Annotated in this window: 19 protein-coding genes and 2 pseudogenes; 9 read left to right on the top strand and 12 right to left on the bottom strand. The window is 69.6% G+C overall.

The window, feature by feature from the left end:
- Window positions 1-310 precede the first annotated feature (310 nt).
- Complete coding sequence (locus tag ABT137_RS35625) at window positions 311-718, top strand: hypothetical protein (RefSeq protein ID WP_351715277.1); 408 nt, start codon at window positions 311-313, stop codon at window positions 716-718.
- A 560-nt stretch (window positions 719-1278) separates the two neighbouring features.
- Here ABT137_RS35625 and ABT137_RS51105 read toward each other — a convergent pair.
- Window positions 1279-1875, bottom strand: a complete 597-nt coding sequence (locus ABT137_RS51105) for a ketopantoate reductase family protein (RefSeq protein WP_502984622.1) — start codon at window positions 1873-1875, stop codon at window positions 1279-1281.
- Between the two features lie 1031 nt (window positions 1876-2906).
- Here ABT137_RS51105 and ABT137_RS35635 point away from each other — a divergent pair.
- Window positions 2907-3548, top strand: a complete 642-nt coding sequence (locus ABT137_RS35635) for a hypothetical protein (protein WP_351715278.1) — start codon at window positions 2907-2909, stop codon at window positions 3546-3548.
- A 176-nt stretch (window positions 3549-3724) separates the two neighbouring features.
- Here ABT137_RS35635 and ABT137_RS35640 read toward each other — a convergent pair whose 3' ends face one another.
- The 3 genes and pseudogenes from ABT137_RS35640 to ABT137_RS35650 form a co-directional block, all read right to left on the bottom strand.
- Window positions 3725-4165, bottom strand: coding sequence for a VOC family protein (locus ABT137_RS35640; RefSeq protein ID WP_351715279.1), 441 nt, complete (start codon window positions 4163-4165; stop codon window positions 3725-3727).
- A gap of 415 nt (window positions 4166-4580) precedes the next feature.
- Window positions 4581-5688: pseudogene (locus ABT137_RS35645) on the bottom strand (hypothetical protein).
- A 244-nt stretch (window positions 5689-5932) separates the two neighbouring features.
- Window positions 5933-6916 (bottom strand): quinone oxidoreductase family protein, encoded by a 984-nt coding sequence (locus tag ABT137_RS35650; protein ID WP_351715280.1) that lies wholly within the window; start codon window positions 6914-6916, stop codon window positions 5933-5935.
- 876 nt (window positions 6917-7792) lie between these two features.
- Here ABT137_RS35650 and ABT137_RS35655 point away from each other — a divergent pair.
- On the top strand, window positions 7793-8692 hold the full coding sequence (locus tag ABT137_RS35655; RefSeq protein WP_351715281.1) for an NAD-dependent protein deacetylase: 900 nt from the start codon (window positions 7793-7795) through the stop codon (window positions 8690-8692).
- Window positions 8693-8908: 216 nt separating this feature from the next.
- Window positions 8909-10264, top strand: a complete 1356-nt coding sequence (locus ABT137_RS35660) for a mycothione reductase (protein WP_351715282.1) — start codon at window positions 8909-8911, stop codon at window positions 10262-10264.
- 118 nt (window positions 10265-10382) lie between these two features.
- Here the strand turns inward: ABT137_RS35660 and ABT137_RS35665 are convergent, their stop codons facing one another.
- The gene (locus ABT137_RS35665; RefSeq protein ID WP_351715283.1) at window positions 10383-11402 is read right to left on the bottom strand and encodes an alcohol dehydrogenase catalytic domain-containing protein; all 1020 of its coding nucleotides are present in this window, start codon (window positions 11400-11402) and stop codon (window positions 10383-10385) included.
- Window positions 11403-11582: 180 nt separating this feature from the next.
- Between ABT137_RS35665 and ABT137_RS35670 the strand changes: the two genes are divergently transcribed.
- Both ABT137_RS35670 and ABT137_RS35675 read left to right on the top strand, forming a co-directional pair.
- A complete protein-coding gene (locus ABT137_RS35670) occupies window positions 11583-12155 on the top strand; it encodes a TetR/AcrR family transcriptional regulator (protein ID WP_351715284.1) in 573 nt (190 codons plus the stop codon).
- A gap of 358 nt (window positions 12156-12513) precedes the next feature.
- Window positions 12514-13836 carry an epoxide hydrolase family protein gene (locus ABT137_RS35675; RefSeq protein ID WP_502984623.1) on the top strand — a complete coding sequence of 441 codons (1323 nt, stop codon included), beginning with the start codon at window positions 12514-12516 and terminating at the stop codon, window positions 13834-13836.
- 71 nt (window positions 13837-13907) lie between these two features.
- On the opposite strand, the gene ABT137_RS35680 is transcribed toward ABT137_RS35675, so the two are convergent.
- The gene (locus ABT137_RS35680) at window positions 13908-15245 is read right to left on the bottom strand and encodes an aminotransferase-like domain-containing protein (RefSeq protein ID WP_351715286.1); all 1338 of its coding nucleotides are present in this window, start codon (window positions 15243-15245) and stop codon (window positions 13908-13910) included.
- Between the two features lie 92 nt (window positions 15246-15337).
- Here ABT137_RS35680 and ABT137_RS35685 point away from each other — a divergent pair, with 92 nt between their 5' ends.
- The 3 genes and pseudogenes from ABT137_RS35685 to ABT137_RS35695 form a co-directional block, all read left to right on the top strand.
- Window positions 15338-15961 carry a DJ-1/PfpI family protein gene (locus tag ABT137_RS35685; RefSeq protein ID WP_351715287.1) on the top strand — a complete coding sequence of 208 codons (624 nt, stop codon included), beginning with the start codon at window positions 15338-15340 and terminating at the stop codon, window positions 15959-15961.
- A 179-nt stretch (window positions 15962-16140) separates the two neighbouring features.
- Window positions 16141-16590, top strand: a complete 450-nt coding sequence (gene cynS, locus ABT137_RS35690; RefSeq protein WP_351715316.1) for a cyanase — start codon at window positions 16141-16143, stop codon at window positions 16588-16590.
- Between the two features lie 63 nt (window positions 16591-16653).
- Window positions 16654-16857: pseudogene (locus tag ABT137_RS35695) on the top strand (transposase family protein); the annotation flags it as partial.
- Window positions 16858-17165: 308 nt separating this feature from the next.
- Here ABT137_RS35695 and ABT137_RS35700 read toward each other — a convergent pair.
- From ABT137_RS35700 to ABT137_RS35725, 6 genes are all read right to left on the bottom strand, one after another.
- The gene (locus tag ABT137_RS35700; RefSeq protein ID WP_502984624.1) at window positions 17166-20465 is read right to left on the bottom strand and encodes a TIM-barrel domain-containing protein; all 3300 of its coding nucleotides are present in this window, start codon (window positions 20463-20465) and stop codon (window positions 17166-17168) included.
- The gene (locus ABT137_RS35705) at window positions 20462-21493 is read right to left on the bottom strand and encodes an ABC transporter permease (protein WP_502984625.1); all 1032 of its coding nucleotides are present in this window, start codon (window positions 21491-21493) and stop codon (window positions 20462-20464) included. Before ABT137_RS35705 ends, ABT137_RS35700 begins: the two co-directional genes overlap by 4 nt.
- Window positions 21490-22452 (bottom strand): ABC transporter permease, encoded by a 963-nt coding sequence (locus ABT137_RS35710; RefSeq protein WP_351715288.1) that lies wholly within the window; start codon window positions 22450-22452, stop codon window positions 21490-21492. Before ABT137_RS35710 ends, ABT137_RS35705 begins: the two co-directional genes overlap by 4 nt.
- Entirely contained in the window at window positions 22445-23962 is a 1518-nt protein-coding gene (locus tag ABT137_RS35715; protein ID WP_351715289.1) for a sugar ABC transporter ATP-binding protein, read from the bottom strand. Before ABT137_RS35715 ends, ABT137_RS35710 begins: the two co-directional genes overlap by 8 nt.
- A 1-nt stretch (window position 23963) precedes the next feature.
- Window positions 23964-25061, bottom strand: a complete 1098-nt coding sequence (locus ABT137_RS35720; RefSeq protein ID WP_351715290.1) for an ABC transporter substrate-binding protein — start codon at window positions 25059-25061, stop codon at window positions 23964-23966.
- A gap of 142 nt (window positions 25062-25203) precedes the next feature.
- Window positions 25204-26217, bottom strand: a complete 1014-nt coding sequence (locus tag ABT137_RS35725; RefSeq protein ID WP_351715291.1) for a LacI family DNA-binding transcriptional regulator — start codon at window positions 26215-26217, stop codon at window positions 25204-25206.
- Between the last annotated feature and the right edge of the window lie 11 nt (window positions 26218-26228).

Here is a 26228-nt window from a genome sequence, read left to right on the forward strand (position 1 = left end):
ACTGTCGATTATTTGCGAGTCATCCCGTTCCATGGAATGCCGCGCTCACGCTTCGGGACCGCGGTGGAGGGCGACGCGAGTGGTCGATGCGGCGGTGGCCGGACCGCTTGCGGCGCTGCCGGCCATCCACGTACAGAGGTCGCCGGTCAGCGCTCCTCTGCCCGCCGGGGACAGAAGCAGCAGGCGGTCTCGAACCGTTGCTCATCGGCCTGTGACCTGCGATGATCCAACCTCGATTCGTGATCACGGGGGGAGTCCGAGCGTGGGACCTTTGAGACCTGGCAGTCACAACACCCTGTCCCGTCGGAGCGTGAAACGAACACGTGTCACGCTCCTGGCGGCGCTGGGCATCACCGCCATCTTCGTTACGGGGTGCGGAAGTTCCGGCGATGAAGGACTGCCGGTGCGGTTGGTCAACGAGTCGGCCTGGGGTGCTCACGTGCTCGGCTGTCCGTCATGCGGCGAGCGCGGTGTCACGGTCGAGGGCGACCCTGACAGAACGCCGGGCGGGGGCGGCGGTACCTACTTCGGGTGGACCGAAGAACGCGCATGGCCTGTGACGTACAAGGTGGTCGTCCGGGGAGTCGAGTCGGTCTGCCCCGTCATCGACCCCGAGCCCGGCAAAGCAGACGGCGAACTCGGCACCCGAGACATCATCTACGTAGTGGACAAAACCGGGACGTGTGTCGCAGGACCGGCGAGCATGGACGACGTCTGACGTCGGGATGTGCGGGGTCGCCCGTTTCCAAATACGAAACGAGGTCGTCCGCAGGCGGCCGTCGACTCGCAGACCCGTCTGCCCGGGGCCGCGGCGGAGGTCGACCTCGGAGAGTTTCACACCATGCGCGCCGGAAGCCGAAGTTACACAGCCACCAGCGCAGGCTCCCGTGCGATTTCACCCTACGGTGACCGCTTCGGGTCACATGATCCTACTGGGAAGCCGCTCCTCGCGAGTCAGGGGGCTGCCGCGCAGGGTGGACGGTGAGGCAGCGGTGCCCCTGGTCGGACCCGCGCTCGGGGTGGGCAAACTGGTCAGCGATCACCTCAACAGGCAGCGGATGACCATGCTCACCAAGGCCCACCGACGGGCCGCCTGTCGGGGCGCCTGGCTGGCCGGGGCCGGCCTGGCCCTCCAAGGCGTCGAGATCGCCCTGAAGTTCTACGAGTTGGCCACCTCCGAGAAGCGGCTGGACCAGGCCGTCCGCGCGCAGCAGTGGCTGGACGCCCTGCGGTCCGCCCAGGAGACCCCGCTCGCCCGGCTGGATCACGGCTTCCGGGTCATCCGAGGCTCAGTACGAGGCGGTGCTCGCCTCCTACCCCTTCCACGCCCCTCCCGGCACCCTCGCCGAGGAGCTGCTGCTCACCCCTGGCGGCCGGACCCACCCACCGCTGCTGATCCCCGCCGACCCACTGGACCTCCCCGCCCACAGCCCCTGGACGGGAGTGCGCCACCGGACCGTGGGCGAGCTGCGGAAGTACCCGGGTGCGCCGGACGTGCGGGCCGCCGACCGGCCCTTCGAGCGGCCTCACGCCGAACTCCTCCGCCGCGACCTGGACGCCGTCCCTGCGGTCTACCTCCAGCTCGGCATGGCCGGATACGACTTGGTGGTGCGGCTCGGCGGCAGCGCCCTGCTGCCCGGCGAGATCCTCTCCGTGCTGCCCGCCGTCACCCTCCAGCGGGTCGGGTACCGGGAACCCGAGGAGTGGACGGCGGCGGAGCTGGCCGCGCTGGGTGCCCCGCGCAACCAGGACGACCTCGTGCCCCGCCTCGGCCAGCCGCGCTCTGATGGTTCCGCCGATCGCTCCCGCTCCGATGACGAGGTGGCGCATGCCGGCGCGGGAGACTTCCCGATCTTCGTGAGCGATGTGATTCATGATGGCTCTCTCGGAGTTGACGATGGCCGTTGCAGCACGTGACGGGGTGGGCGCCGTCTCCAGGGGGGTGTCGGCACCGAAGGAGCAGGTCCCCCGCGCGGCGTCGGCTGTCCTGCACGGCACACCCCCAGCAAACGGCACTCGCCGGCCGGCGGCAGTGCCTGGTCTTCCGGGTAATGCCAGTACCCGCCTCGTCCCCGGCCCTTCGCCCAGCGTGAAAGGCGTGGACGGCCGCACCGAGATCAAGGTTCCTCGCCTCCCGCCGGGTCCTCGTCACCCCCGAGCAGGCCGGACTCCGATCGAAGCCGTCCACCGCACCAGCACTCCCCCCAGCATCCCCGACTACGTCAGCGAACGCAGGCACGCCTTCCGGTGCCACGCGACGATGGCCCTGGTCGAGCATCGCACCACTTCGAAGTGCCCGATGCCATCTACGGCAGCGCGCGTTGTACGGCGCGTCGAGGACCTCGTCGACGCCCGCAATGCCCTGGCTGGTGGCGGGCGCACCTGGCATCTGGCCCAGCCGGATTCGATGCGTGTCCGCCGCTGGGCTCGGGCACCGGAATGGTCCTGGCCTCCGGTGGCCCGGCGTCCGTCACGTGGCGGACAGACTCCACGCCCCGGCCGAGCGGACCTAGTTTCGGCTGGAGACATAGACACCAAGGCGGTGACCGACCCGGTCGCCGCCGTCCGCGTCGACGTCGACATCCTCAGGCAGAGGCGAGCCTGATCCGGTTGGAGGCGCTGGACCGTCGTCTCGCCTACTCGGTGACAGTGGCCGAGGTTCCCGCGGGGGAACATACGTTTCAGTGGCCGGGCCGCGGCTACTACCCCGCATAATGGACGTCGCCCGGACCAGCTCATCCGTGTCGATCACCGTGACGACAGCCCCTTTGCGCTAGGAGCCCGGCCCCCGGCGACGCCGACGGGACCCCCGGACACCCCCCACCGTGGACCGCCACGGCCCCTCACGCCCACCCGATCGTGTCCGCCACCGGTCGGCCCGGGCGCCACGGTGGTGCGTTCCTGGGGTGCGGACGAAGGTGGCCAGTGGGATTCTGTACTTCCTGGAAGCCAACGGGCGACAACACGACCCTAGGCACCGGCGGCTGCCCGAGGTGGTTGAAGTGATGGGCATCATGAGAACCGGACGTCCACGACGACGGCCCCTCACGCCGCTGGCCGCCGTGGTCGACGGCGTCGTCGCCGGTGTCGCGGGGACGGTTTGCATGGATGCCACGCGCTATCTGCAATATCGCGGCGCAGGAGGCACCGAAAGCCCCAAGGACTGGGAGTTCGCGCCGGTCGAAGGCTGGGACGAGGCCCCGGATCCGGGCAAGGTGGCGAAGCGGCTACTGGAGGGGTTCACACAGCGCGAGGTCCCCGACCGGTGGGCGTGGCTCATGAGCACCGCGATGCACTGGTCGTACGGCTCCGCCTGGGGTGCGCTGTACGGGATCGCTGCCGGATCGGCCCGGCGCCCGAACCCGTTGCTCGGCATTCCCTTCGGCGCGGCTGTGTGGAGCAGCGCATATCTGCTCCTGCCGCAGGCCGGACTCTACAAGCCGATCTGGAAATACAGCCCGAAGACATTGGCTGACGACCTGAGCGCGCACCTCGTGTTCGGGCTGGGAGCCGGCACCTGCTTCTGGCTCACCAGCAGACACTGTTGACGTGGCGCTCTGCCAGAGTCTCCGCGCGCCGCGCCAACTCCGCTGTCGCACACCACCAGCGGAGAGCGCACCCTCATGCCGTGACCGCCCAGACAGCCAATCGCCCATGAACGCAGGTGAACAACCCCGTCCGAAAGCCCCCGCAAGACGACCACCACAGGTGGACGGCGTGTGGGTCAGTGCAGCTGCTCGGCCAATCCGACGATGATGCCCTCCGGGCCGCGGAGGTAGCAGAGCAGAAAGCTGTCCTCGAACCGGGCGATCTCGCCGACCAGTTCGGCGCCGTGAGGGCGCAGACGGGCAACGGTGTCCTCAATGTCGTCGACGGCGAACATGACGCGGTGCGTGCCCAGAATGTTGTGCGGCCGGTTGCGCGGACCGGCGCTGATCGCCGCGGGGCTGCGGTACTTCGCCAGCTCAAGCCGGCTGTGACCGTCCGGGGTCCGGACCATCGCGATGTCGCACCGGACGCCGTCGAGTCCAGTGCACTGGTCGGCGAAGCGGCCCTCTACCTCCGCCCTGCCTTCCAGCTCCATACCGAGCTCCACGAAGAACGCGATGGCGGCATCCATGTCCTCGACGACGATGCCGACGTTGTCCATCCGCTGAATCGCCATGCTGGTTTCTCCTCCTTCCTCGTGCGGCCAGTGGTGGCCGCTGTCGTCCCTGGGACGGGGCTGGTGGCACGTTCTCGACATCCACAGACCACCGAGCTCCGAAGGATCTGGATCGCGCCTCAGGTGAGACTCATCCACATGTACCGCCCCTCCGCCAGCACGATGAAAATGGCTCCCTCGTAGGTCCACACCCTGGTTGCCGCGCGATGCGAGGTTTAGGTCTGTGTACCCGAACCGGGCCCGGGTCTCCACGGTCGTCCCACCCGTTGCGGTGGCCTGGCCGACGACGGGACGGTCCGCCAGACACCGCTGGCGGCAGCAGCACACACGCGAGGTTCTCCATCGGACAGCAGGACAGCAGATGCCGATCGCTGTGGGAGGCACGAGCGTCCGGCGCTGCGCGCTTGCCGGACGGCTAGAAGAGATCGGCCGAGGTGCCCTGCGTGAGGTTCTCGAGGATCGTGCGCAGCCACGGGCTGCGAGCGGCTGGTAGCCGGGCCAAGGTGTGCTGGAACGTTCCCCGGTCGGCACGGAATACGTAGGTGGGGAGCAGCGGGAGCGGGTCGTCGCGGAGGACGTCCTGGGGCATGCGGCCCGACGCGGGAACCGGCGGGTACGGCTCGGGACAGACCAGCCACAGATACACCCCCAGCGGCAGGGGCACCAGGTATGCCGACGCGACCGGGCCGGCGGGGGTCCAGGTCCGGCCCGTCTGGGGACGGACCGGTACGAGGAGGATGTCGACGCCCGCGTCCGGGGAGGGCCGTCCCGGTCCAGCCAGGGCGGCGCGCCGCTTCGGGTTGCCTGCAGGCAGCAGGGCGTCGAGCGCGCGTTGGAACACGTTCGCGGTCAGACCGGCCGGGACCTGCACCGGCTGCCCTTGGGAGGCAACCAGCAGGTGGGCCAGCGCATGGCCGGCTGCCGCCTCCCACTGCGGACTCCACGACCAGTAGTGGCTCGACCCCAACCGTCCTCCCCACGTGGCGATCGGCTCGAACGGGGGCGTCTTCTCCCCCTTCTCCGCCAACTCCGCCCAGGAGAGGGGCGCAGTGTGGACGCCGTCGACCGGGACACGGCGCACGGCGTCCGAACTGAGCCACACTGCCTGCCGGAGCGAGCAGTCGTCGACCCTGGTCGCCACGGGAAGGCCGCATGCCTCGCAGGCCATGTTCGGCCCGTCGGCTCCGTCGAGACCACAGCAGGCACCGCCACGCTTCTCGGGAATCAGCCGGGTGCCACGGATATCACCGGGCGCGATGACACTCGCCCCTGGTGTGCTGTCGGACAGGGCGTGGACCGGTGCGTAGATGCCCGCGTGCCTCGGCCTCGCCCGGATCGATCTCGTCCCACCTCCGCCAGGGCCATCCCCACGGGTCCGAATCCACCGCGAACGTCCCTGACTGCAGGAGCACCGGAAGCTGGGCCCCGTTCCCGTACTTCTGACGGGCGTGGACCGGCAGTGAGACCTGGGACAGCGGAGTGGTCAACTCGGCGCCGCATCCCGCACACACGAAAGCGAACAAATGTCCTCCGCCTGGGAATCAGGCGCATCGTCGCAGCTCGTCGGCAGCCGGCCAACAGGATTTCTCATCTGTGCCGGAACGGCACCTGCCGGTGTCGTGGAGTGTCGACGCGGCGCGGGCCACTGCCGGCTGTCGCCTCCGGCCGCGACGGCCCGACCGGGGTTCGAACTCCCGGCGTGCTGTCACTTGCCCGTTGTGCAGCCCGTCAGGGCCGCACAACCCGAGGGGCGTGCTGAGGGCGCGGTCACAGGCTCAGGAGAACGCGGCCGAAGGGGCCGCCTTCGATGAGATGGCGCTGGGCCTCGGCGGCCTGCTCCAGCGGGAAGACGCGATCGACGAGGGGAGTGATCTCCTTGCCGGCGACCAGATCCAGGAGCGCCGCATTGGCCGCGTTGACCTGCTCCTGCGTGAACAGGGCGAACAGGAAGCCGTGCACGTGGGCCGCCTTCCAGATCAGGTCGGTGACGTTGATGTCAGCCTGCGTGCCGGCGGAGTAGCCGATGCTGATCAGGGTGCCGCCCCAGGCGAGCGCGCCGAGGGCCGGCCCGGTGATCGGCCCGGCGACCCCGTCGAGCACGACGTCGACGCCCTTGCCGTCGGTGAGCCGGGCGACCCCGTCGCCCAGCGACTCCCGGCTGAGGTCGATGACCTCGTATCCGGCGGCCCGACTCCGCTCGGCCTTGGCCGTGGAGGTGGCGGTGGTGATCGCGAGCGACGCGCCCAGGTGCCGGGCGATCTCGACGCCGCCCTGGCCCACCGCGCCGCCGCTTCCCGGGGCGAGCACGGTGCCGCCCGGCTGGAATCCGGCCAGTTCGGTGAGCGCGAGGTATGCGGTCAGGTAACCAGCGCCTGTGGACAGCGCCGCAGCGGCGGTGTCGTCGATCCCGTCCGGGACGGCCAGCAGGTGCGCCGGGTCGACGGCGACGTACTCGGCCCAGGTGCCGTCGGCGGAGACGCCGTACCGACCGCCGCTGATCACGACCCGGATGCCAGCCGCCGGACCGCTCCGACCGGGCTCTTCGACCGTCCCCACGCCGGCGCCTCCCGGAGTGATCGGGAACGGCTTGACCGCGCCCCGCTTGCCGCTGCGCACGGTGTCGTCCAACGGCTGGATGCCCGCCAGGGTCAGCCGGACCAGGGCTTGCCCGCTACCGGGCTCGGGCCTGGGCACGTCCACCGGGCGAAGGACGTCGTAGTCGCCGAACTGGTCGTACTGGATTGCTCGCATCGTCCTGGCCTTTCCGCTGTGCCGATGCGCGAGGCTCGAGGCGCTTGTGTGCGGCGCGCTCCGTCGTGGTGCGGCGTTGACGAGGGGCCCCAACGGCAGGAGCACAATCCACTGTTCGACCGTAAGACTCCGGGTGATGTCGAACAAACCGACATCGCGACCTCGAACGCAAGGCCGTCCCGAAGCCCGGCGTCTCCGTGCCCGAGCGGCCGCAGTCCCACGCCGCCGGCCGCGAGTCCGGCAGCCGCCGTCGACCCGCTTCATCGTCGAACGACCCGCGAGTGCCTCAAGGACCGCGCTCATCCACACCAGCGGCTGCACCAAGGGGTTCACGGGAGCCGGCCCGTCAACGCCAGCCTTGCCCGCCAAGCGCTCATGAACGACCCCAAGGGTTTCACTGCCTGCGGCGCCTGCCGTCCGGACACCGAGCTGGGCCTCGACGTCGCATGACCGGTCAAGGCGCCGACTCCGCCACTGCCCGCCCTCGCGCCCTGGGCGAGCCACGCAGCAGCCGCCGCGCCAGCGCCACACCTGCTGGCAGAAGGCACCGGAACCCGGCCCGGCTCATGGCAGCGGGCGGGCAAGACGCTCGGGCCGGGCCAGGCCGCCGCAGGTCAAGGGAGGGACGATGCCCCGTACCGGATTCACTCGTTTGACGGAGCGGCCAGTTGCGCCATCAGGAACTGCAGACCTGGCTCGCTGTACACCGCAGCGGAGAGGGATCCGCCTGACCGGCGGATCGCCCCCGCGATAGACCTGCGAGCGGGCCCCACGACTGATCTTCGTCCGACTCGTGGTGCTCTCTCGGGAACCTGCTCCGGCAGGATTCCGGCCGGAGCAGGCTGTGGGCCGCCGCCGACTCCGTACCCTGGCGGCATGCGCATGCGCCCCACCCTGAGCTGGACCCCTGCCGCGGATCTGCCGCCGGGCACCACCGACCTGGAACCGGTCGTCCACGCGCTGAGCACCGGCCGTGTGCTGGTGCTCAGCGGCGCGGGAATCTCGACGGAGTCAGGCATCCCGGACTACCGGGGCAAGGGCGGGAGCCTGAGCCGGCACACCCCGATGACCTACCAGGACTTCACCGGCAGCGCCCACGCGCGGCGCCGCTACTGGGCGCGCAGCCACCTCGGCTGGCGCACCTTCGGCCGCGCCGTCCCCAACGCCGGGCACCGGGCCGTGGCTGCTTACGTGCGCCATGCCCATGTCTCGGGTGTGATCACCCAGAACGTCGACGGCCTGCACCAGGCCGCCGGCAGCGAGGGCGTCGTGGAACTCCACGGCAGCCTCGACCGGGTCGTCTGTCTCTCCTGCGGCCTCTTCAGCCCGCGCAGCGAACTCGCCCGGCGGTTGGAGGCCGAGAACCCGGGCTTCGACCCGGTGGCCGCCGGGATCAACCCGGATGGTGACGCCGACCTCACCGACGCGCAGGTCGGGGATTTCCGCATCGTGCCCTGCGCCCACTGCGGCGGCGTTCTCAAACCGGACGTGGTGTTCTTCGGCGAGGCGGTTCCGCCGCAGCGCGTCGAGCACTGCCGGCGGCTGGTCCGTGAAGCATCCTCACTGCTGGTCCTGGGCTCCTCGCTGACGGTGATGTCCGGGCTCCGGTTCGTCCGCCAGGCGCACCAGGAGGGAAAGCCGGTGTTGATCGTCAACCAGGACCCGACCCGGGGCGACCCGCTCGCCCTCACCCGGGTCGCGCTCCCCCTCGGGTCGGCCCTGACGACCGTGGCCCACCGGTTGGGCATCCCGGTCGACGGCGGGTCTGCGGTCTGAGGCGGCGCCCACCCGGTGCACGGTCACAGCCGTTTCATCTGGAGGCGTAGCCGCAGGAGAGGACGGTGTCCGGACGTACCGGCCGCGGGCCCGGGCCGTCCTCGTGTCCGGCAGTGGTGGAAAGCGGCGCATGCGAACAGAATGGTGATCCGTGGGACCGTCTTCTCACCGCCGCGCGCCGCAAGGCCGGTGTCCCGCCGACGGAAGGTGGAAGACATGCGGCACTACGATCTCGTCATCCTGGGGGCAGGCAGCGGCAACATGCTGCTGTCCGAGGAATTCGATCGTCTGCGGATCGCCATCGTCGAGCCGGGCCGTTTCGGCGGCACGTGTCTGAACCGGGGGTGCATCCCGAGCAAGATGTTCGTCGTCGCCGCGGACGCCGCCGAGGGAGCGCGGGAGGCGCGGCGTCTCGGTGTCCACGCGAGCGTCTCGCACGTCGACTGGAAGTCCGTCCGCGACCGCGTGTTCGACCGCATCGATCCGCTGCACGAGAGTGCGGTGGCATACCGGAGAAGTCAGGGCGTCGACGTGTTCACCGAGGAGGCCCGCTTCGTCGGCCCGAAGGTGCTGGACGTCGGGGCGGAGCGGATCACCGCCGAGACGTTCGTCGTCGCGGTCGGGTCGCGGCCGGTGGTGCCGGACATCCCGGGCCTCGACACCGTGCCCTTCCACACTTCGGACACGATCATGCGGATCGACGACCTGCCCGCGTCCATGCTGGTGCTCGGCGGCGGCTTCATCGCGGCCGAGTTCGGCCACGTGTTCGCCTCGTTCGGCGTGGACATCACGATCGTGCAGCGCGGGCCACGTCTGCTCATGGCGGAGGACGAGCAGGTGTCGCAGCGCTTCACCGATCTCGCCTCACAGCGGCACCGTGTGCTGCTCGGTTCCGAGGTCACCTCCGTCGGACCGAAGGGGGACGGTGTGGCGGCACGGGTGGCGTGTCCGGACGGTGAGCACGCCGTCGAGGCCGACATGCTGCTGGTGGCCGTCGGCCGCAGGCCCAACACCGACCGGCTGCGGGCCGTCGACGGCGGGCTGGAGCTGGACGAACACGGCCACATCGTCACCGACGACGCCTACCGCACGTCCGTGCCCGGGGTGTGGGCACTCGGCGACGCGGTGAACCACTTCCAGCTCAAGCACGTGGCGAACGCCGAGTCGCGGGTGGTGCGGCACAACATCCTCCATCCGCAGGACGTGCGGACGCTGCCGAACAAGGTGGCGCCGCACGCGGTGTTCACGCACCCGCAGATCGCCAGTGTCGGCCTCACGGAACAGGAGGCGCGACGGCACGGCACCGACTGCCTGGTGAGCGTCCGCGACTACGCCGAGACCGCCTACGGATGGGCCCTGGAGGACACCACCAGTTTCGTCAAACTCCTCGCGAGCCCCGCCGATCGCATGCTCCTGGGCGCGCACATCATCGGGCCCCAGGCCGCCACGCTCATCCAGCCCCTGATCCAGGCCATGTCCCTGGGACTGACGGTGGACCGGATCGGGCACGACGTCCTGTACATCCACCCGGCTCTGACGGAGGCCGTCGAGCAGGCGCTGCTGGAGCTGTAGTCAGGCGTGGCGGACGGGACGCGTGACGCCGGGTGAGTTGTGGGTGACGTGACGTTCGGGGGCACGAGGAGGTGAGCCGCCTGGGGCGGTGACGGCGGGGACGATCAGGCGGTGACGATCAGGCGGTGACGTCGAGGACGACGCGGAACCGTGCCTTGCCGGAGAGCATCCGTTCGTAGGCGTCCATGGCCCGCTCGAAGGGCATCGTCTCGATGGAGGGGTGGATGCCGTGGGCCAGGCTGAAGCCGAGGTTGTCCTCGTTCTCGATCGACGAGCCGGTCAGGCTGCCGACGATGCTCCGGGTGCCGAAGATCAGGTCGGCGGTGTTCACCGACAGCGGGTCGGGCGCCGCACCCACGACGACGAGCTTCCCGCCGGGCGCCAGGCCGCGCAGCAGCGGGTTCATGGACGCGCCGCTCGACGCCGTGGCGACGACGAGCGAGGCGCCGCCCAGGCCGGCCAGTGCCGTGCCGGGGTCGGTCTCCGAGCTGTCGATGTACTCGTGAGCGCCCAGCTCACGGGCGAGCGGCTCCTTGTCCTTGCCGCGGGCGACGGCGGCGACCCGGTATCCGAGGCTGCGCGCGTACTGGAGGGCGAGGTGTCCCAGCCCGCCGATGCCCTGCACGGCCACCAGGCTGCCCGCCCTGACGGAGTCCTGCTGGAGCGCGGAGAAGGTGGTCAGTCCGGCGCACAGCAGCGGGGCGGCCTCTGCCGCGGGCATGCCGTCGGGGATGCGGACCAGTCCGCTGGCGCGCGCGTAGGTCACCTCGGCGTAGCCGCCGTCGACGTTCGTGCCGGTCTGCCCCTGGTCGAGGCAGTTGACGAAGTCGCCCCGGCGGCACGGCTCGCACTCCCCGCAGTGCCCGTTCAGGAAGCCGACCCCGACGCGGTCGCCGGGGTGCCAGGCGGTGACGCCCGGTCCTACGGCGTCGATCACGCCGACGATCTCGTGGCCGGGCACGATCGGACTCGACGGGTCGGCGCGCAGGCCCTCCACGGCGAGGACGTCGGAGTGGCAGACACCGCAGGTCTCCACTCGGAGGCGGACGTGTCCGGGCGCCGGGTCGGCCAGCTCGCGCTCGACCAGCCGCAGGTTGTGGACTCCGGTGGCCTCGAAGGCTCGGTAGGTGGTGGACATGGAGGCTCCTTGGTGCCGCCCGCCGGGCATGGGCCGACGGGCTCGATGTGACGATACCGAATCAATATGACCGGTCGTCTTAGATGGCGTCAAGCCTGGCCGGCATGGGTGCGCAGGGCCCGCCGTCCGAGCTTGACAGCCGTCAAGACGACCGGACATATTGAACGAGAGGTGATCCGAATGGCACGTGCGTCGAAGCGCGAGGAGATCGCGCAGGCGGCACTGGAGCAGTTCCGCACCCGGGGGTTCAACGCCACCGGCATCAGCGACATCACCTCGGCCGCCGGCGCCCCGAAGGGTTCGTTCTACAACCACTTCGCCAGCAAGGAGGACAGCGCCTTGGAGGCGCTCGACCGCTACGCCGCCGGTCTGCGCTTCGACATGCTCGACGCGGCCGGGCGTCCTCCGCTGGAACGCCTCCGGGCGCACTTCGAGTTCATGGGCTCGGACACAGTGGACAGCGGCTTCGTCCGCGGCTGCCTGGTCGGCAATTTCGGTGCCGAGGTGGCCGACCACTCCGAGGAGATCCGCTCGGCGGTCCAGCGCGGCTTCCGGCAGTGGGCCTCGCACATCGAGCGCGTACTCGCCGAAGCCCAGGAATCGGGTCAGGTCGGCGCCTCGCTCGACGTGCCGGCGACCGCGCTCTTCGTCCTCAGCGCCTGGGAAGGCGCCCTGATAGCGGCCCGCGCCGACAAGTCCTCCGCCCCCATCGACGCGTTCTTCCACATGGTGTTCGACGTCGTGCTGCGCTGAGCCCGCCCGTCACCGTCCCGGCCGCTCTTCGGAGGTCGACAGGGTCGTCCGTCACCCGACCGAGACCCGCGTTCGAGAAAAGCAGCGAGGGTCATACCGCTGTACAGATCATCGGGGCCGCGGCGCTGAAATGAAGCCCGCGTCGTCACTCGCCCGAGTTGCACAGTCACGCACGGATAGATAGCGTTACTGACAGTGAAATGCCGCTGGCGCCTCACGAACCAGGCGGCGCGCGATTTCATCCTAGAGTCGCTTCGCGCTTTCTCTCCGTGCCGACGAGTCGACTCACTGAATCAGCACTCCCTTCGCACGCTTCGCGACTGCGGGCCCACCCAGGAATTCTTCAGGGAGATCCACTATGTCCGAATTTCTTCGTTCGTACTCCCGCAGGAACTTCATCTCCACGTCCGCGACCGCGGTGACCGCCGCGACAGGGGCTTTCGGGCTGCGAGCATGGAGCAATTCCGGAAAGGCTGAATCGCTGAGCGAGAGGGAGAGCATCCGCCCTTTTCGCGTGCACGTCCCGGAGCAGGATCTGGCTGATCTTCGTCGGCGCATCAAGGCGACCCGATGGCCCGACCGCGAAACCGTCCGTGATCAGTCCCAGGGTGTCCAACTGGCCACGATGAAGGAGCTCGTCCGCTACTGGGAAACGGCATACGACTGGCGGAAGATCGAAAAGACGCTCAACTCCCTGCCGATGTACATAACGGAGATCGACGGGCTCGACATCCAGTTCATTCATGTCCGCTCTCGCCACAGCGACGCCCTCCCGGTCGTCCTGACCCATGGTTGGCCGGGTTCCATTCTGGAGTTCCTGAAGGTCATCGGGCCCCTCAGCGATCCCACCGCCCACGGGGGGCGTGCCGAGGACGCCTTTCACCTCGTCATACCGTCGATGCCCGGATACGGCTTCTCGGAACGGCCGACGACCACCGGCTGGAATCCCGACCGCATCGCGCGTGCTTGGGCCGTGCTCATGGAGCGCCTGGGATATCGGCACTATGTCTCCCAGGGTGGGGACTGGGGTGCCGTGATTTCCGACAAGATGGCCGTGCAGAAGCCCCCCGGACTGCTCGGAATCCACGTCAATTTCCCCGCCACCGTCCCGCCGGACATCGCGAAGAGGCTCGCCTGCGGTGACCCGGTACCCGCCGGCCTCAGCCCGGACGAGAAAGCGGCCTATGGCCAACTGGCCGCCCTCTACAAGACGGGATCCGGCTACTCGGCCATGATGGTCACCCGCCCGCAGACCGAGGGATACGGACTGACCGACTCGCCCGTCGGACTGGCCGCCTGGATGTACGACAAATTCGCGGCATGGACGTACAGCGGCGGCCACCCCGAGCGCGTACTCACCAAGGACGAGATACTCGACGACATCACCCTGTACTGGGTGACGAACACCGCGGTCTCCTCGTCGCGTCTCTACTGGGAGAACAACGCCAACAACTTCAACGCCGTGTCCGTGTCCATCCCGGCCGCCATCACGGTGTTTCCCGGCGAGATCTACCAAGCCCCACGCAGCTGGGCGTCACGCGCTTACCACGACCTCTTCTACTACCACCGTGCCCGCAGCGGGGGCCACTTCGCGGCCTGGGAGGTCCCGGGCATCTTCACGGACGAACTCCGGGCCGCCTTCTCACCACTGCGCAAATCGCAACAGTCCGCCGGCAAGTAGGCACCCACCCGGCACAGGGCGGACACTGACCAGACGCCGGTGCGGGCAGGAATCGGCTGATCGAGGGGCATTCAAGCGTAGGCGTCCTCTACGGCGACTCGTCGCACTGTACGCAGTGTCGACTGAAGGCTGTCGAGATCGGTTGAGCCCAGGGCGAGGCGGATCGCCTGCGGTGTGTGGATCGTGGTGGTGAACGGCTCGGCCGTGGTCACCGAGATGTGCTGACGCGCGAGGGCGGCGGTCAGTCGATCGGCGCGTGCGTCGTCGGGCAGCGGCAGCCACGTGAAGTAGGACGAGGGGTGGCCGACGAGCGGCAGGCCTGCCAGCTCTTGCCGGGCGAGGGCTTGGCGGACCTTGGCGTCGTCTCGTTTCTGCGCTTCCAAGTGGTCCACCGTGCCGTCGTCGAGCCAGCGGCAGGCGATCGCAGTGGTGAGGGCCGGGGTGTTCCAGGTGGTCGCCCTGATCGCGCGTTCGAGCGACGGCACCGCGGACGGCGGGGCGACGACGAAGCCGACCCGGAGGCCGGTGGCGACGCTCTTGGACAGTCCCGAGACGTAGACGGTGATGTCCGGCGCGGTTGCGGCCAGTGGCGGTGGAGGGTCCTCCACCAGGTAGGCGTAGGAGGCGTCTTCGATGATGAGCGGACCGTGCTGTCGGGCGATCCTGATCAGGCGGGTCCGGTCGGTTGCCGACATGACCCAGCCCAGGGGGTTGTGCAAGGTGGGCATGGTGTAGATCGCGCGCACAGGGCGGGTCGCGCACAGCTTCTCGAGGACATCGAGATTCGGTCCGTCGGCGGTTGCGGGTATGGGCTCCAGGTCGAGATGGAAGGCATGGGCGAGCACCTTGAAACCCGGGTAGGTGAGTGCGTCGACCGCTACGACGTCGCCGGCGTTGAGCGCGGCCATGACGGTGACGGCCAGACCGTGCTGCGCACCGTTGGCGATGAGGATCCGGTCCGCGTCGGTGGTGATTCCCCGACGCCTGAGGTGCCGTGCGATCGAGGCTCTGTCCTGCGGGCGCCCTCGATGTGGCTGGTAGCGCAGCAGCGAGTCGATGTCACCGGAGGTGGCCACCTCTCGCAGGGCCTGCCGAAGGAGATCCGCCTGCCCGGGCAACGACGGATAGTTGAAGTTGAGGTCGACCGCATCCGTGGCGACGACCTGCTGGTCGATGCCGTGGCCGGCGGGAACCGCGATGTCACGCACGAACGTACCGCGGCCCTGTTCCCGGCTCACCAGGCCCATCGTCTCCAGCTCGGCGTACACCCGGGTCGCGGTCACCACGGCGATGCCCTCACGAGCGGCGAGCCCCCGGTGTGTCGGCAGCCGCACGCCCGCGGCGAGCCGCCCGGCCCGGATGTCGGATGCGAGCGCGTCGACCAGCGTCTTGTACCGCGAGGCTGCCATGCACCGGATTGTACGCATGACAATTCTTTGACTGTCCTGATCGCGGCTCCTTACCGTCAAGCCCCACCCACCCATGCGGAAGGACAGCCGCCGTGCACATCGCCATCCTCACCTTCGAGGGCTACAACGAGCTCGACTCCCTGATCGCACTCGGGGTGCTCAACCGCATCAAGACCGACGACTGGCGCGTCACCATCGCCACCCCCAGCCCCAAGGTGATGTCGATGAACGGGGTGGTCATCGAGCAGATGTCCACTCTTGAGGAGGCGTGCGCCGCCGACGCCGTGATCGTCGGCAGTGGCATCGCCACCCGCGAGGTCGTCGAAGACCCGGCGATCATGAACATCCTGCGCAACCTGGACCCCTCGCGCCAGCTCATCGCGGCGCAGTGCTCCGGCGCGCTCGTGCTGGCCAAGCTCGGCCTGCTCGACGACATCCCCGCCTGCACAGACCTGATCACCAAGCCCTGGGTCATCGCCGCCGGCGTCGAGGTGCTCAACCAGCCCTTCTACGCCAAGGACAACATCGCCACCGCCGGCGGCTGCCTGGCCTCGCACTACCTCGCCGCCTGGGTCATCGCCCGCCTCAAGGGCAAGGAGGCCGCCGACGGTGCGCTGCACTACGTCGCCCCGGTCGGCGAGAAGGAGGAATACATGGAGCGCGCCTGGCGCAACATCACCCCGTACCTGCCCGCTCCCACACCGGCGCTCGTCTGAACAACCACTCGCAAGCAGCAACCGGCCCGGAAGCCACGACCCCGGCAGCCTGGCCGGTCGTTCGCGGCCCGAACACCTACCGGGCCCCTGGACAGGGAGGTCTCAAAGCGATGAACGACGCGGAGAAAGACACGGCGCACGGCAGCACGCCACCGGCGCCGAGCGACAACCGACCGGGCATGAGCCGCGACGAGGTGACGGCTGCGATCGTCTTCAGCAGACTGGCCAAGGGCTTCACGTGGCAGCAGCTGGCTGACGCAATCGGCCGGCCGCTGGTGTGGACCACCGCGGCGCTGCTCGGGCAACATCCACTCCCACCGGACAGCGCACGTCAGATCGCCGAGCTGCTCGATCTGCCTGCGGAAGCTGTGCCGGTGCTCGCCGCCGTTCCGTATCGCGGTGGCCTTCCCACCGCGGTACCCACCGATCCGACGATCTACCGCCTCTACGAGACGCTGCAGGTCTACGGCCCGGCCTTGAAAGAGCTGATCCACGAGCAGTTCGGCGACGGGATCATGAGCGCGATCAACTTCAAGCTGGACATCGGGCGCGCGACCCACGACGGGGCCGAACATGTCGTGATCACCTTCGACGGGAAGTTCCTGCCCTACGACTGGCCCAGCGACTGAGGTCTTCCAGCGCGGCCATCGATCGGATGGCAGAGGCACGACCACAACGCGCAAGGCTCCCGCGAGCTCTCGCCGCACCAGCGTGCCCTCGTCACTCTGGTGTACCTGTGCAGGCACGAGCCCCTCGCGCTGACCGCCGCCGGGTTCAGCATCTCGGTCGGGACCGCACACACCTGTACGACCGCGGTCATCGGTCTGCCGGCAGCCCGTGCGCCCGGTCTGCTGCGCGCTCTGCGCGAGGCAAACCCCGGGTTCGTACTGCTCGACGACGTCTTCGGGGTGTTGCACAGGAGTCCGATCGTCGCGGGCTTCTGCTACACGCAGTTCATGGACACCGCCCAGGAGACCAACGGCCTCCTTTGCGCGCACGGTTCGCCGAAGCTGCCGCTGGAGACGATCCGCCGTAGCGTCGCCGGCACCGAGTCCGCCCCCGAGGAGAAGCCCCGGTCACCGGCGCTGGCCGACGGGGTGCAGTGATCCGCGGCAGGCCTCGGCACGCCGACCGCGCCGAGGCCTGCCAGGCCCTGTCGCCAAGCACGACATGCGCGGCAGGGCCCGCTCGAGTAACCGCCCTTCTACTTGTACGCGATGGCCGCGGCAGCGCGGATGCTCTGCGCGGGCAGGGTGATCCGCAGGAGTTGAGTGTCGGCGTCCCAGTGCCAGGCCGAGGTGGTCGATCGGGCGCCGCCCACCGTGACTTCCTTCGGTGGTGCGGTCACGCCGAGGAAGGACACGGTCCAGGTGCGGCGGCCGACCTGTCCGTGGAAGGTTCCCTTGGCCGGTGCGATCGTCAGCAGGTGGGTGCCCTTGTGTTCGGCGTAGCGGATCCGGGTGGTTGCCGTACGTCCGGGAGCAGGGCTGGTGCCGTCGTCCTCGTAGAGAGAGAACGCGCCGGATGTGCCCTGGGCCACCGTGACGCTGACCTTGTCGAGTGGGCTCTGGCTGTCGTTGGGCACGTTGTCGGACCGGGTGGTGACGATGCCGCCCGCCCGGACGAAGACCGGCATGGTGTCCAAGGTGGTCGTGATGTCGTGCGTGGCTCCGCCGGCCGGTGCGGTGTAGGTGCGGCCGGTGAAGTAGTCCGTCCACCGGCCCGGAGGGAACCACACCGACGTGGTCGTGTCGGTGCCGGGGGTGGTGACGGGGGCGACCAGCATGTCGGGGCCGTAGAGGTACTCGCTGTCCGCCTTGGTGTAGGCGTTCCCCTCCTCCGGGTACTGCAGGTACAGCGGGCGCACGATCGGGGTGCCGGTGGTGGTGGCCTCGTGCGCCAGGGTGTACGTGTACGGCACGAGGGCCTCGCGCAGCCGGAGGAACTTCTCGGCGGACTTCTGTGCTTCGGGGCCGTACTGCCAGGGAAGTCGGTCGCTGTGGTTGCTGTGCAGACGGTCGACGGGCTGGAAGGTGCCGAACTGCACCCACCGGGCGTACAGGTCGTCGGGCAGCTTGGTGGTGCGGTGGGTCTGGCCGTTCGAGGTGTAGGTCTCGGCCCCGGGGATGCCGTATCCGTCGTTGTGGCCGCCGATGTCGTGGCTGACGGCGGCGAGGCCGGTGGCGGCCGACTCCCCCGGTGTGTAGCCGATTTCGGCCCGCAGGGTGCCCCAGTTCGAGGTCGTGTCACCGGTGAAGTGGAGAGTGCTGCGCTTGTCGGCCCAGGGGCCGGTGGGCAGGCCTACGCCTCCGCTGTAGCCGCCGGCCTGCAAGGAACCGTAGGCGCGGGACAGGACGAAGCCGCGGTCGCCGGTCTCCGAGGAGGTGAGGTCGGCGTACTCCTGGTTGATCCATGCGTCCGGGGTGGCTCCGGACCGGGAGGAGCGGGAGGCGTCGCAGCACCAGTCCAGCCACCAGAAGTCGTTGCCGGCCTGGTCCATCGGCCGGTGCAGGTCGAGGTAGGCCTTGAGCTGGTCGGGGTCGCCGAAGTCGAAGGTGTAGCAGTCCGAGCCCGCGCTGCCCGCGCAACCGCCCTTGCGCAGCTTGCCCTTGGCCGTGTCCTGGGCCTTCGCGAACTGCGGGTCGGTGCCGAGGATGCTCGGGTGCACGTTCAGGGTGTTGTGCAGCCCTTGGCCGGTGGACCAGTCGAAGAAGGCCTTGGGGTCGGGGAACTTGGCCGGGTCGAAGTTCCAGCCGCTCCAGGTGTTGGGCGACTTGAAGTCGGTGTCCGTCACCAGCACGTCCAGGGGGACGTCCGCGGCGCGGAACGCGGGCAGGATGGTGTTCTCGTAGTCGCTCGCGGTGCGGTCGATGTATTCGGAGTACCAGACGCCGTAGGCCCATCGGGGCAGCAGCTGTGACGGGCCGGTCAGGGTGGCCAGGTCGGACAGGCCCTGCTGGTAGTCGTGTCCGAAGGCGAAGAGATAGCCGTCCTGGTAGGGCCGGCCGCCGTGGGCGGGGCGTGGGGTGGCCTTCTTGGTGCCGGTGTCGTAGACCGCGGAGGGGGTGTCGTCGAGCAGGTACCAGCCGTCGCGGTGCAGGAGACCGGGTGTGGTCCAGGGGGTGGAGTCGTTGTCGCCGTTGAGTCCGTCGAGGCTGCGGCGGTAGCCGCCCAGGGCGAGGTGGGGTGCGGGGGCGGGCTCTCCTTGCCGGCTCAGGGCGAGGGTGTCCAGGTTGACGTGGCAGCTGGTGGACTCCGGGCAGCTCAGGGTGACTTGATCGGTGCCCGCCGTCAACTCGACGGGGACGGACGCCGACTGCCAGGCGTCCCAGTCGTCGGTGGCCGGGAGCGTGAGGGTGTGGGAGGTGCCGTCACCGGTGCCGACTTCGATCGTCCGTGGCTGGTGCAGGCCGTCGCCGCCGGTGCCGTTGGCGTAGCGCAGGGTGAGCAGGTAGGTGCCGTCGGCGGGTACGCCGGTGATCCGGTCCGAGACGGCGGATCCCTGGTTGAGTTCGGCGGTGAAGCCGTAGCCGGCGTGGCTCTTGTGATCGGTGGCGGTGATCGCGGAGCCCGACAGGAGGGCGTCCTCGGCCTCGCAACTGGTCCCGAAACGGCAGCCGTTGACCGTGGTCTGAGCCCGGCCGGGGTAGGTGGCGCCGGTGGTGAGGAGGGCGAGGCTGTCGATGTTGACGGTTCCGGAGTCGGTGGCGGTGCGGTGCAGCCTGACGGTGTGGGGACCGGGGTCGAGCGTCAGCGGCAGGCGGGCCACACCCCAGGTGTTCCAGTCCGATGTCGCGGGGAGCGTGAACGTCCTGTCGGCGCCGCCGTCCACGCTGAGGCTGAGGGTGCGTGCCTCGTGGTGGCCGTCGCTGCCCACCGCGTTGGCGTAGCGCACGGCGAGGTCGTAGGTGCCGGCGGACGGTGCCCGCACGTCGGCGGCGAGGGAGTTGTCGTCCACCTCGAAGCCGGCGAGGAAGCCCTTGCCGGTGAACCCGCTGTGATCCGTGGCCAGGCCCGGACCGTCGTACAGCTGGTCCTCCGCCTCGCACAGGGCGCCGACGGCGCAGACGTCGTGCTGCCAGGGTGCCGCGAGCGCCGGCGTCGGCCCCGCCTTGAAGGACGTCGTCAGGTTGTCGGCGTCGAAGGGGCCGGAGCCGACCCGGTAGCGCAGGGTCATGGCGCTGGTGGTGATGGTCAGGACGCCGCCGCTGACGGACGAGGTGTAGGGGGGCGGGGTGAAGGAGTCCCGGCCGACGGCGTTGAAGGTGGGGCTGTCCTCGAAGCGGCCGTCCCCCGCGTACTCAGTCCGGATCAAGGTCGGTGACAGGACTTCGAAGCGGGCGTCCTGGACGGTCACCGCGGCGGGGTGAGTCGGCCGGCCGCCGGTGTCCGCCGCCCCCACGCCCGGGGTGACCAGACAGAACCCCAGTGCCGCGACGGCCACCGTCTGGACGACGACGGGGCGGCGCAGCCTGCGGCGGGATCTCGGCAAGGAAGGTTTCACAGCACTCTCCGTCTCCGGCCCAGCCAGGTCTGGGCGACCACCACCACGGCCAGGAACGCCCCGCTGACGACCTGCTGGTAGGCAGAGTCGAGCGAGCCGATCTGGTTGATCACGTTCTGGATGACCTTCAGCAGCAGCACCCCGACGAGGGAGCCGCTGATGAAGCCGAACCCACCGCTGAGCAGGGTGCCGCCGATGACCACGGCGGAGATGGCCTCCAGCTCCATGCCGCTGCCGAGAATCGTCACGCCGGACAGCAGCCAGGCCGCGTTGAGGGCGCCGGCGAGCCCGGCGCACAGGCCCGAGAGCGTGTAGACGGAGATCTTCGTACGGGCCACCGGTGCGCCCATCAGGGCTCCCGCGTCCTCGTTGCCGCCGACCGCGTAGACGTACTGCCCGAATCGGGTCCGGCGCAGCACGACGGCGCCGAGCACGAACAGCGCCACGGTGATCCACACGGGCACTCCGATGCCGCCCAGGGAACCCTGTCCGAGGGCGGCGAAGAAGGAGTCCTTGTCGACGAGATACGTCGTCGAGCCCTCGTCGGTGATGGCCAGCAGGATGCCCCGGGCGCCCAGCATCGCCGCCAGGGTGACGATGAACGGCGCGAGCCGGACCCGTGCGATCAGCACTCCGTTGACCAGACCGATCAGTCCGCAGACGGCGACCGGCAGCAGCAGGGCCACCGCCGTGCCGTACCGCGAGCCCCAGGCGGCGAGGACGCCGCCGAGGGCGAACAGCGATCCCACCGACAGGTCGATGCCGCCGGTGACGATCACGAACGTCATGCCGAGGGCGACCACGGCGAGGAACGCCGAGGACAGCGCCATGTTCTCCAGGTTGTCGCCCGTCAGGAAGGTGTCGAAGCTCAGCGATGCCACGGCCATGGCGATCACGAGGGTGACCAGGGCGCCGTGTTGCTGCGCGAGCCCGCTCAGCCGCTCGGAGCGGTTCATGCGCCCCGGCCCGGCGCCCCTGCGGCTCGCGGTGTCGGCCCGCATTCCGGCCTCTTCGGTCTTCGTGGTCATCGCCTGCCTCGTTCCCGGGCCGCGTAGACGGCGAGGACGATCACCACGGCCTGGGCGATCTGGGTCCACGACGGCGGCAGATCGTGCTTGATGAGGGTGGTGGTGAGCAGCTGAATGAGCACGGCACCCGCGACCGTCCCGCCGATGCGCACCCGACCGCCGCTGAGCGGGGTGCCGCCGACGACCACGGCGGTGATGGCGGACAGTTCCATCAGGGTGCCGAGGGAGGTGGGGTCGCTCGCGGCGAGGCGGGCGGTGGCGAGCACGCCCGCGATCGCGGCGAGGGCGCCGGAGCAGACGTAGACCACGACCAGGACCCGGCGTACCGGGAGTCCGGCGAGCCGGGCCGCGGCACGGCTGTCGCCGATGGCCAGGACCTGCCGTCCGAAGGTGGTGCGGCGCATCACGAACGCGACCAGCACCGCGAGCGCCGCGGCGATGAGGACCAGGTAGGGCACGCCGAGGACGTCACCGGAGCCGAGTGCCGCCAGGCCGGGATCGCGTACGTCCTTGAGCTGGGGCAGCAGGACCAGGGCCAGTCCGCGGCCGGCGACCATCAGGGCGAGGGTGGCGACGATGGGCTGGACGCCGACGAACGCGATCAGCGCGCCGTTCGCGACGCCGACCACGGCACCGGCGATGACCGCGATCAGCGTGGCGATCCAGGGCCCGTAGCCGAGGTAGAGGGAGAGCAGGGAGGTGGCCAGTGCCATCACCGAACCCACCGACAGGTCGACGCCCTCGGTGCCGATCGCCAGCGCCATGCCCAGCGCGACGATCAGAACCGGGGCTACCTGGACGGCCTGGGTGCGGAAGTTCTCGGCGGAGGCGAAGTGGGGGGTGAAGGCGAAGTTGAACAGCAGCAGCACCAGGACGCCGGTGTACACGCCGTACTCCTGCAGCAGGCGCAGCAGCCGGGCACGGTCCAGCGCGCCGCGCGCGAAGGTGAGTTCAGTCATCGCTCCCTCCAGCGGGTACGGCGGCGATGGCGCGCATCAGCTCGCCCTCGGTGACGGCGTCACCGGTCAGTTCGCGGACCACGGCGCCGTCCTTGAGGACCACCACGCGGTCGCTGCCCTCGATCAGTTCCTCGGTGTCGGAGGAGATCAGCAGCACGGCGAGGCCGTCGTCGGCGAGTTCGTCGATGAGTGCCTGCACCTCGGCCTTGGCGCCGACGTCGATGCCGCGGGTCGGCTCGTCCAGGAGCAGGACCTTGGGGTGCAGGGCGAGCCAGCGGGCCAGCAGGACCTTCTGCTGGTTGCCGCCGGAGAGTTCGCCGACCTTCTGGTGCGCTCCCGCGGCCTTGATGCGGAGCCGTTTCATGAACGTGTCCACGATCCGGTCGACGCGGGCGTCGTCGACGAGGCCGAAGCGGGACAGGCCGGGCAGCGCGGCGAGCGCGATGTTCTCGCGGACCGACAGACCCGGCATGATGCCCTCGCTCTTGCGGTCCTCCGGCAGCAGGCTGATGCCGGCGCGGATGGCGGCGGCGGTCGAGCCCGGCCGTACCGGGACGCCGGCGACGACGACCCGGCCGGTGTCGGTGGGGAGGGCCCCGGCGATGGCCTTCGCGGTCTCGCTGCGGCCGGAGCCGAGCAGCCCGCCCAGGCCGACGACCTCGCCGGGGCGGACCGACAGCGACACGTTCCGCAGTTGATGACGTGCCGTCAAATCGGTTGCGGTCAGGACCGGTTCGGCGTCGGTGTCGTGCGAGCCGGAGAACTTGGTCAGGCCTTCCGCGCGTACCTCGCCGATCTCCCGGCCGAGCATCATCGCCACCAGCCGCAGCCGGTCGAGGTCGGCGAGCGGGCCGGTGTGCACGACGCGGCCGTCGCGCAGGACGGTGATCGTGTCGCAGAGTTCGTACAGCTCGTCCATGCGGTGGCTGACGTAGACGACGGCGACGCCGCGTTCGCGGAGCATGCGGATCACCTCGAACAGGGTCCGCACCTCGCGTGGTTCGAGGGAGGAGGTCGGTTCGTCCATGATGACGACGCGGGCCTCGACGGCGATGGCGCGGGCGAGCGCGACCATCTGCTGGGCGCCGACGCCGAGTTCGCGCAGCGGCCGGTGCACGTCGACCCGGATGCCGAGTCCGCGCAGCGCCTCGTCGGCCTCGCAGTGCATGCGCCGGAAGTCGATCAGGCCCAGCCGGCCGAGCGGTTCGCGGCCGAGGAACAGGTTGCGGGCCACGCTCATCGGCGGGACGAGGTTGACCTCCTGGTAGATGGTGGAGATGCCCGCCTGCTGGGCCTGGAGCGGTGTGGTGAAGCGGACGGATTCACCGTCGTACGTCACCTCGCCTTGGTCGGGCCGGTACACGCCGGTGAGCACCTTGATGAGGGTCGACTTGCCCGCGCCGTTCTCGCCGACGAGCGCGTGCACCTGTCCGGCGCACGCGGTGAAGTCCACGTCGGACAGCGCGCGCACGCCGGGGAAGGTCTTGGACAGCTGGGTGACCGAGAGCACGTCAGTAGGCCTTGCCGAGGTCCGACCGGGCGTTGCCCTTGTCGTAGGCGCTGTCCTTGATAACGATGTCCTGCCCGACCTTCTCGCCCTTGGTGAAGGTGTCGAGGGTCTGGAAGGCGAGCGGCCCGAAGCGCGGGTTGGACTCGATGACCGCGTAGATCCAGCCGTCCACGATGCTCTGTACGGCGTTGCGGGTTCCGTCGATCGTCACGATCTTGACGTCGCCGGGCTTCTTGCCCGCGCCCTTGAGGGCGTTGACGGCGCCGAGGCCCATCTCGTCGTTCTCGGCGTAGATCCCGGTGATGCCGGGCTTGGACTGGATGAGGTTCTCGGTGACCGACTGGCCCTTCTCGCGGGCGAATTCGCCGGTCTGGCGGAACACGACCTTCAGGCCGGGTGCCTTCTCCTTGATGCGGTCCTCGAAGCCTTTGGTGCGCTCGGTGGTCACGTTGTTGCCGGCCGCGCCGAGGAGGATGGCGATCTCGCCCTTGCCGCCGGTCGCCTGGATCATCTGGTCCGCGGCCCGCTTGCCCTGCTCCACGAAGTCGGAGCCGATGAAGCTCACATAGTCCTTGCAGGCCGCTGCGTTGATCTTGCGGTCGATGGTCACGATCGGGATGTGCCTGGCGGCCGCGGTGCGCAGCACCGGCTCCCAGCCGTCGGAGTTGAGCGGGGCGATGACCAACAGGTTCGCGCCCTTGGCGATGAGGTCCTGGACGTCGCTGATCTGCTTGGAGAACTGCGACTGGGCGTTGGCGGTGAGCAGTTTGACGCCCTCCGCCTTGGCCTCGGCCTTGATGGAGGCGGTCTCCGCGATCCGGAAGGGGTTGGCCTCCTTCTCGGACTGGGAGAAGCCGACGGTGGCGTTCTTCAGGTCGAGTTCCTGTCCGCCGTAGGCGTCGATGGCGCAGGTCGGGCCGGAGGCGGTGCCGGGCGAGGCGACCACCTGGCCGGCGTCGTCCTGCTGCGAGGTGGAGGGCTTCGTGTCCGAGTCGTCCTCGGACTTGGTGCATCCGGTCGTGAGCGCGAGGCTCGCCAGGAGGCCGGCGGCGAGAAGTGTTCGAGCGGAGGTGCGACGGGCAAGTGCGGTGGGCTTCATGAGTGTCCCCAAACGGCACGGCCCCGGAGCTGAGAGCGCTCTCGGGGAGGCTTGCTCTTGCGTCAACTCGGCGTGCTCGTCGTTCAGGGGAGGTTTTTACATCGTTGGAAGGGTCGTGTAAAGCCTTCCGTCCGAAATCTCGTCACCGCCGGCCCAAGGTGCTCTCCCGCTCCACCAGCTCGAATTTCGCGGTCAGTTCGCGGCCGCCGGGCTCCGCGCGGCCCGACAGGCTGCGCAGCAGCGAGGCCACGGCCATCTTGGCGATGGCCTGCTTGTCCGGCGAGACCGTCGTCAGGGTGACGGCACCGAACCGCCCCTCCACGATGTCGTCGAAACCCACCACCGCCACGTCCCAGGGCACCCGCAGACCCCGCTCGTGCAGCACCCGCATCGCGCCGATCGCGATCAGGTCGTTGAAGGCGAAGACGGCGTCCGGACGCACGCCGGAGTCCAGTAGCTCGGCCATCGCACGCGCGCCGTCGTCCCGGTCCCAGCCGCCGACCGGCACCACGAGGCTGTCCGGCGCGGGCACCCCGGCCGCCGCCAGCTCCGCACGCCAGCCGTCCAGTCGCAGGTGGGCGGGCCGGTTCACGGAGTCGGTGCGCACGCCGAGGTAGGCGATCCGGGTCCGGCCGCGGCCCAGCAGATGACGCACCGCGCACCGGGCCGCCGCCACGTTGTCGATCGCGATGTGGTCGAAGGGCAGGCCGTACTCGCGCTCCCCGAGCAGCACCAGCGGCACGTCGCCGGACCGGCCCCGCAGGTCCTCGGCCTCCAGGGTCAGCGGGCTGAGGATCAGGCCGTCGATCACCCCGCCCCGGAAGCCCTGGCTGACCAGGATCTCCTGTTCGCGTTCGCCCCGCGTGTGGTCGAGCAGGACGGTGAACTCGTGCTCCGCGGCCGCGTCGATCACCGCGCCGGCCAGCTCCGCGAAGTACGGGTTGCCGAGCTCGGGAACGGCGAGCGCGATGATCCCCGTCCGGCCCTTGCGCAGATGTCGCGCGGTCAGATTGGGCCGGTAGCCGAGCTCGTCGATCGCCGCCTGCACCCGGGCGCGCATGGCCGGGGTGACGTGCGGATAGTTGTTCACCACGTTGGACACGGTCTTGATCGAAACGCCCGCGCGTTCCGCCACGTCCCTCAGGCTGACCCGCAAGGGATCTCCTC

The organism is Streptomyces sp. NPDC001980 (assembly GCF_040296885.1).
Lineage (GTDB): Bacteria > Actinomycetota > Actinomycetes > Streptomycetales > Streptomycetaceae > Streptomyces.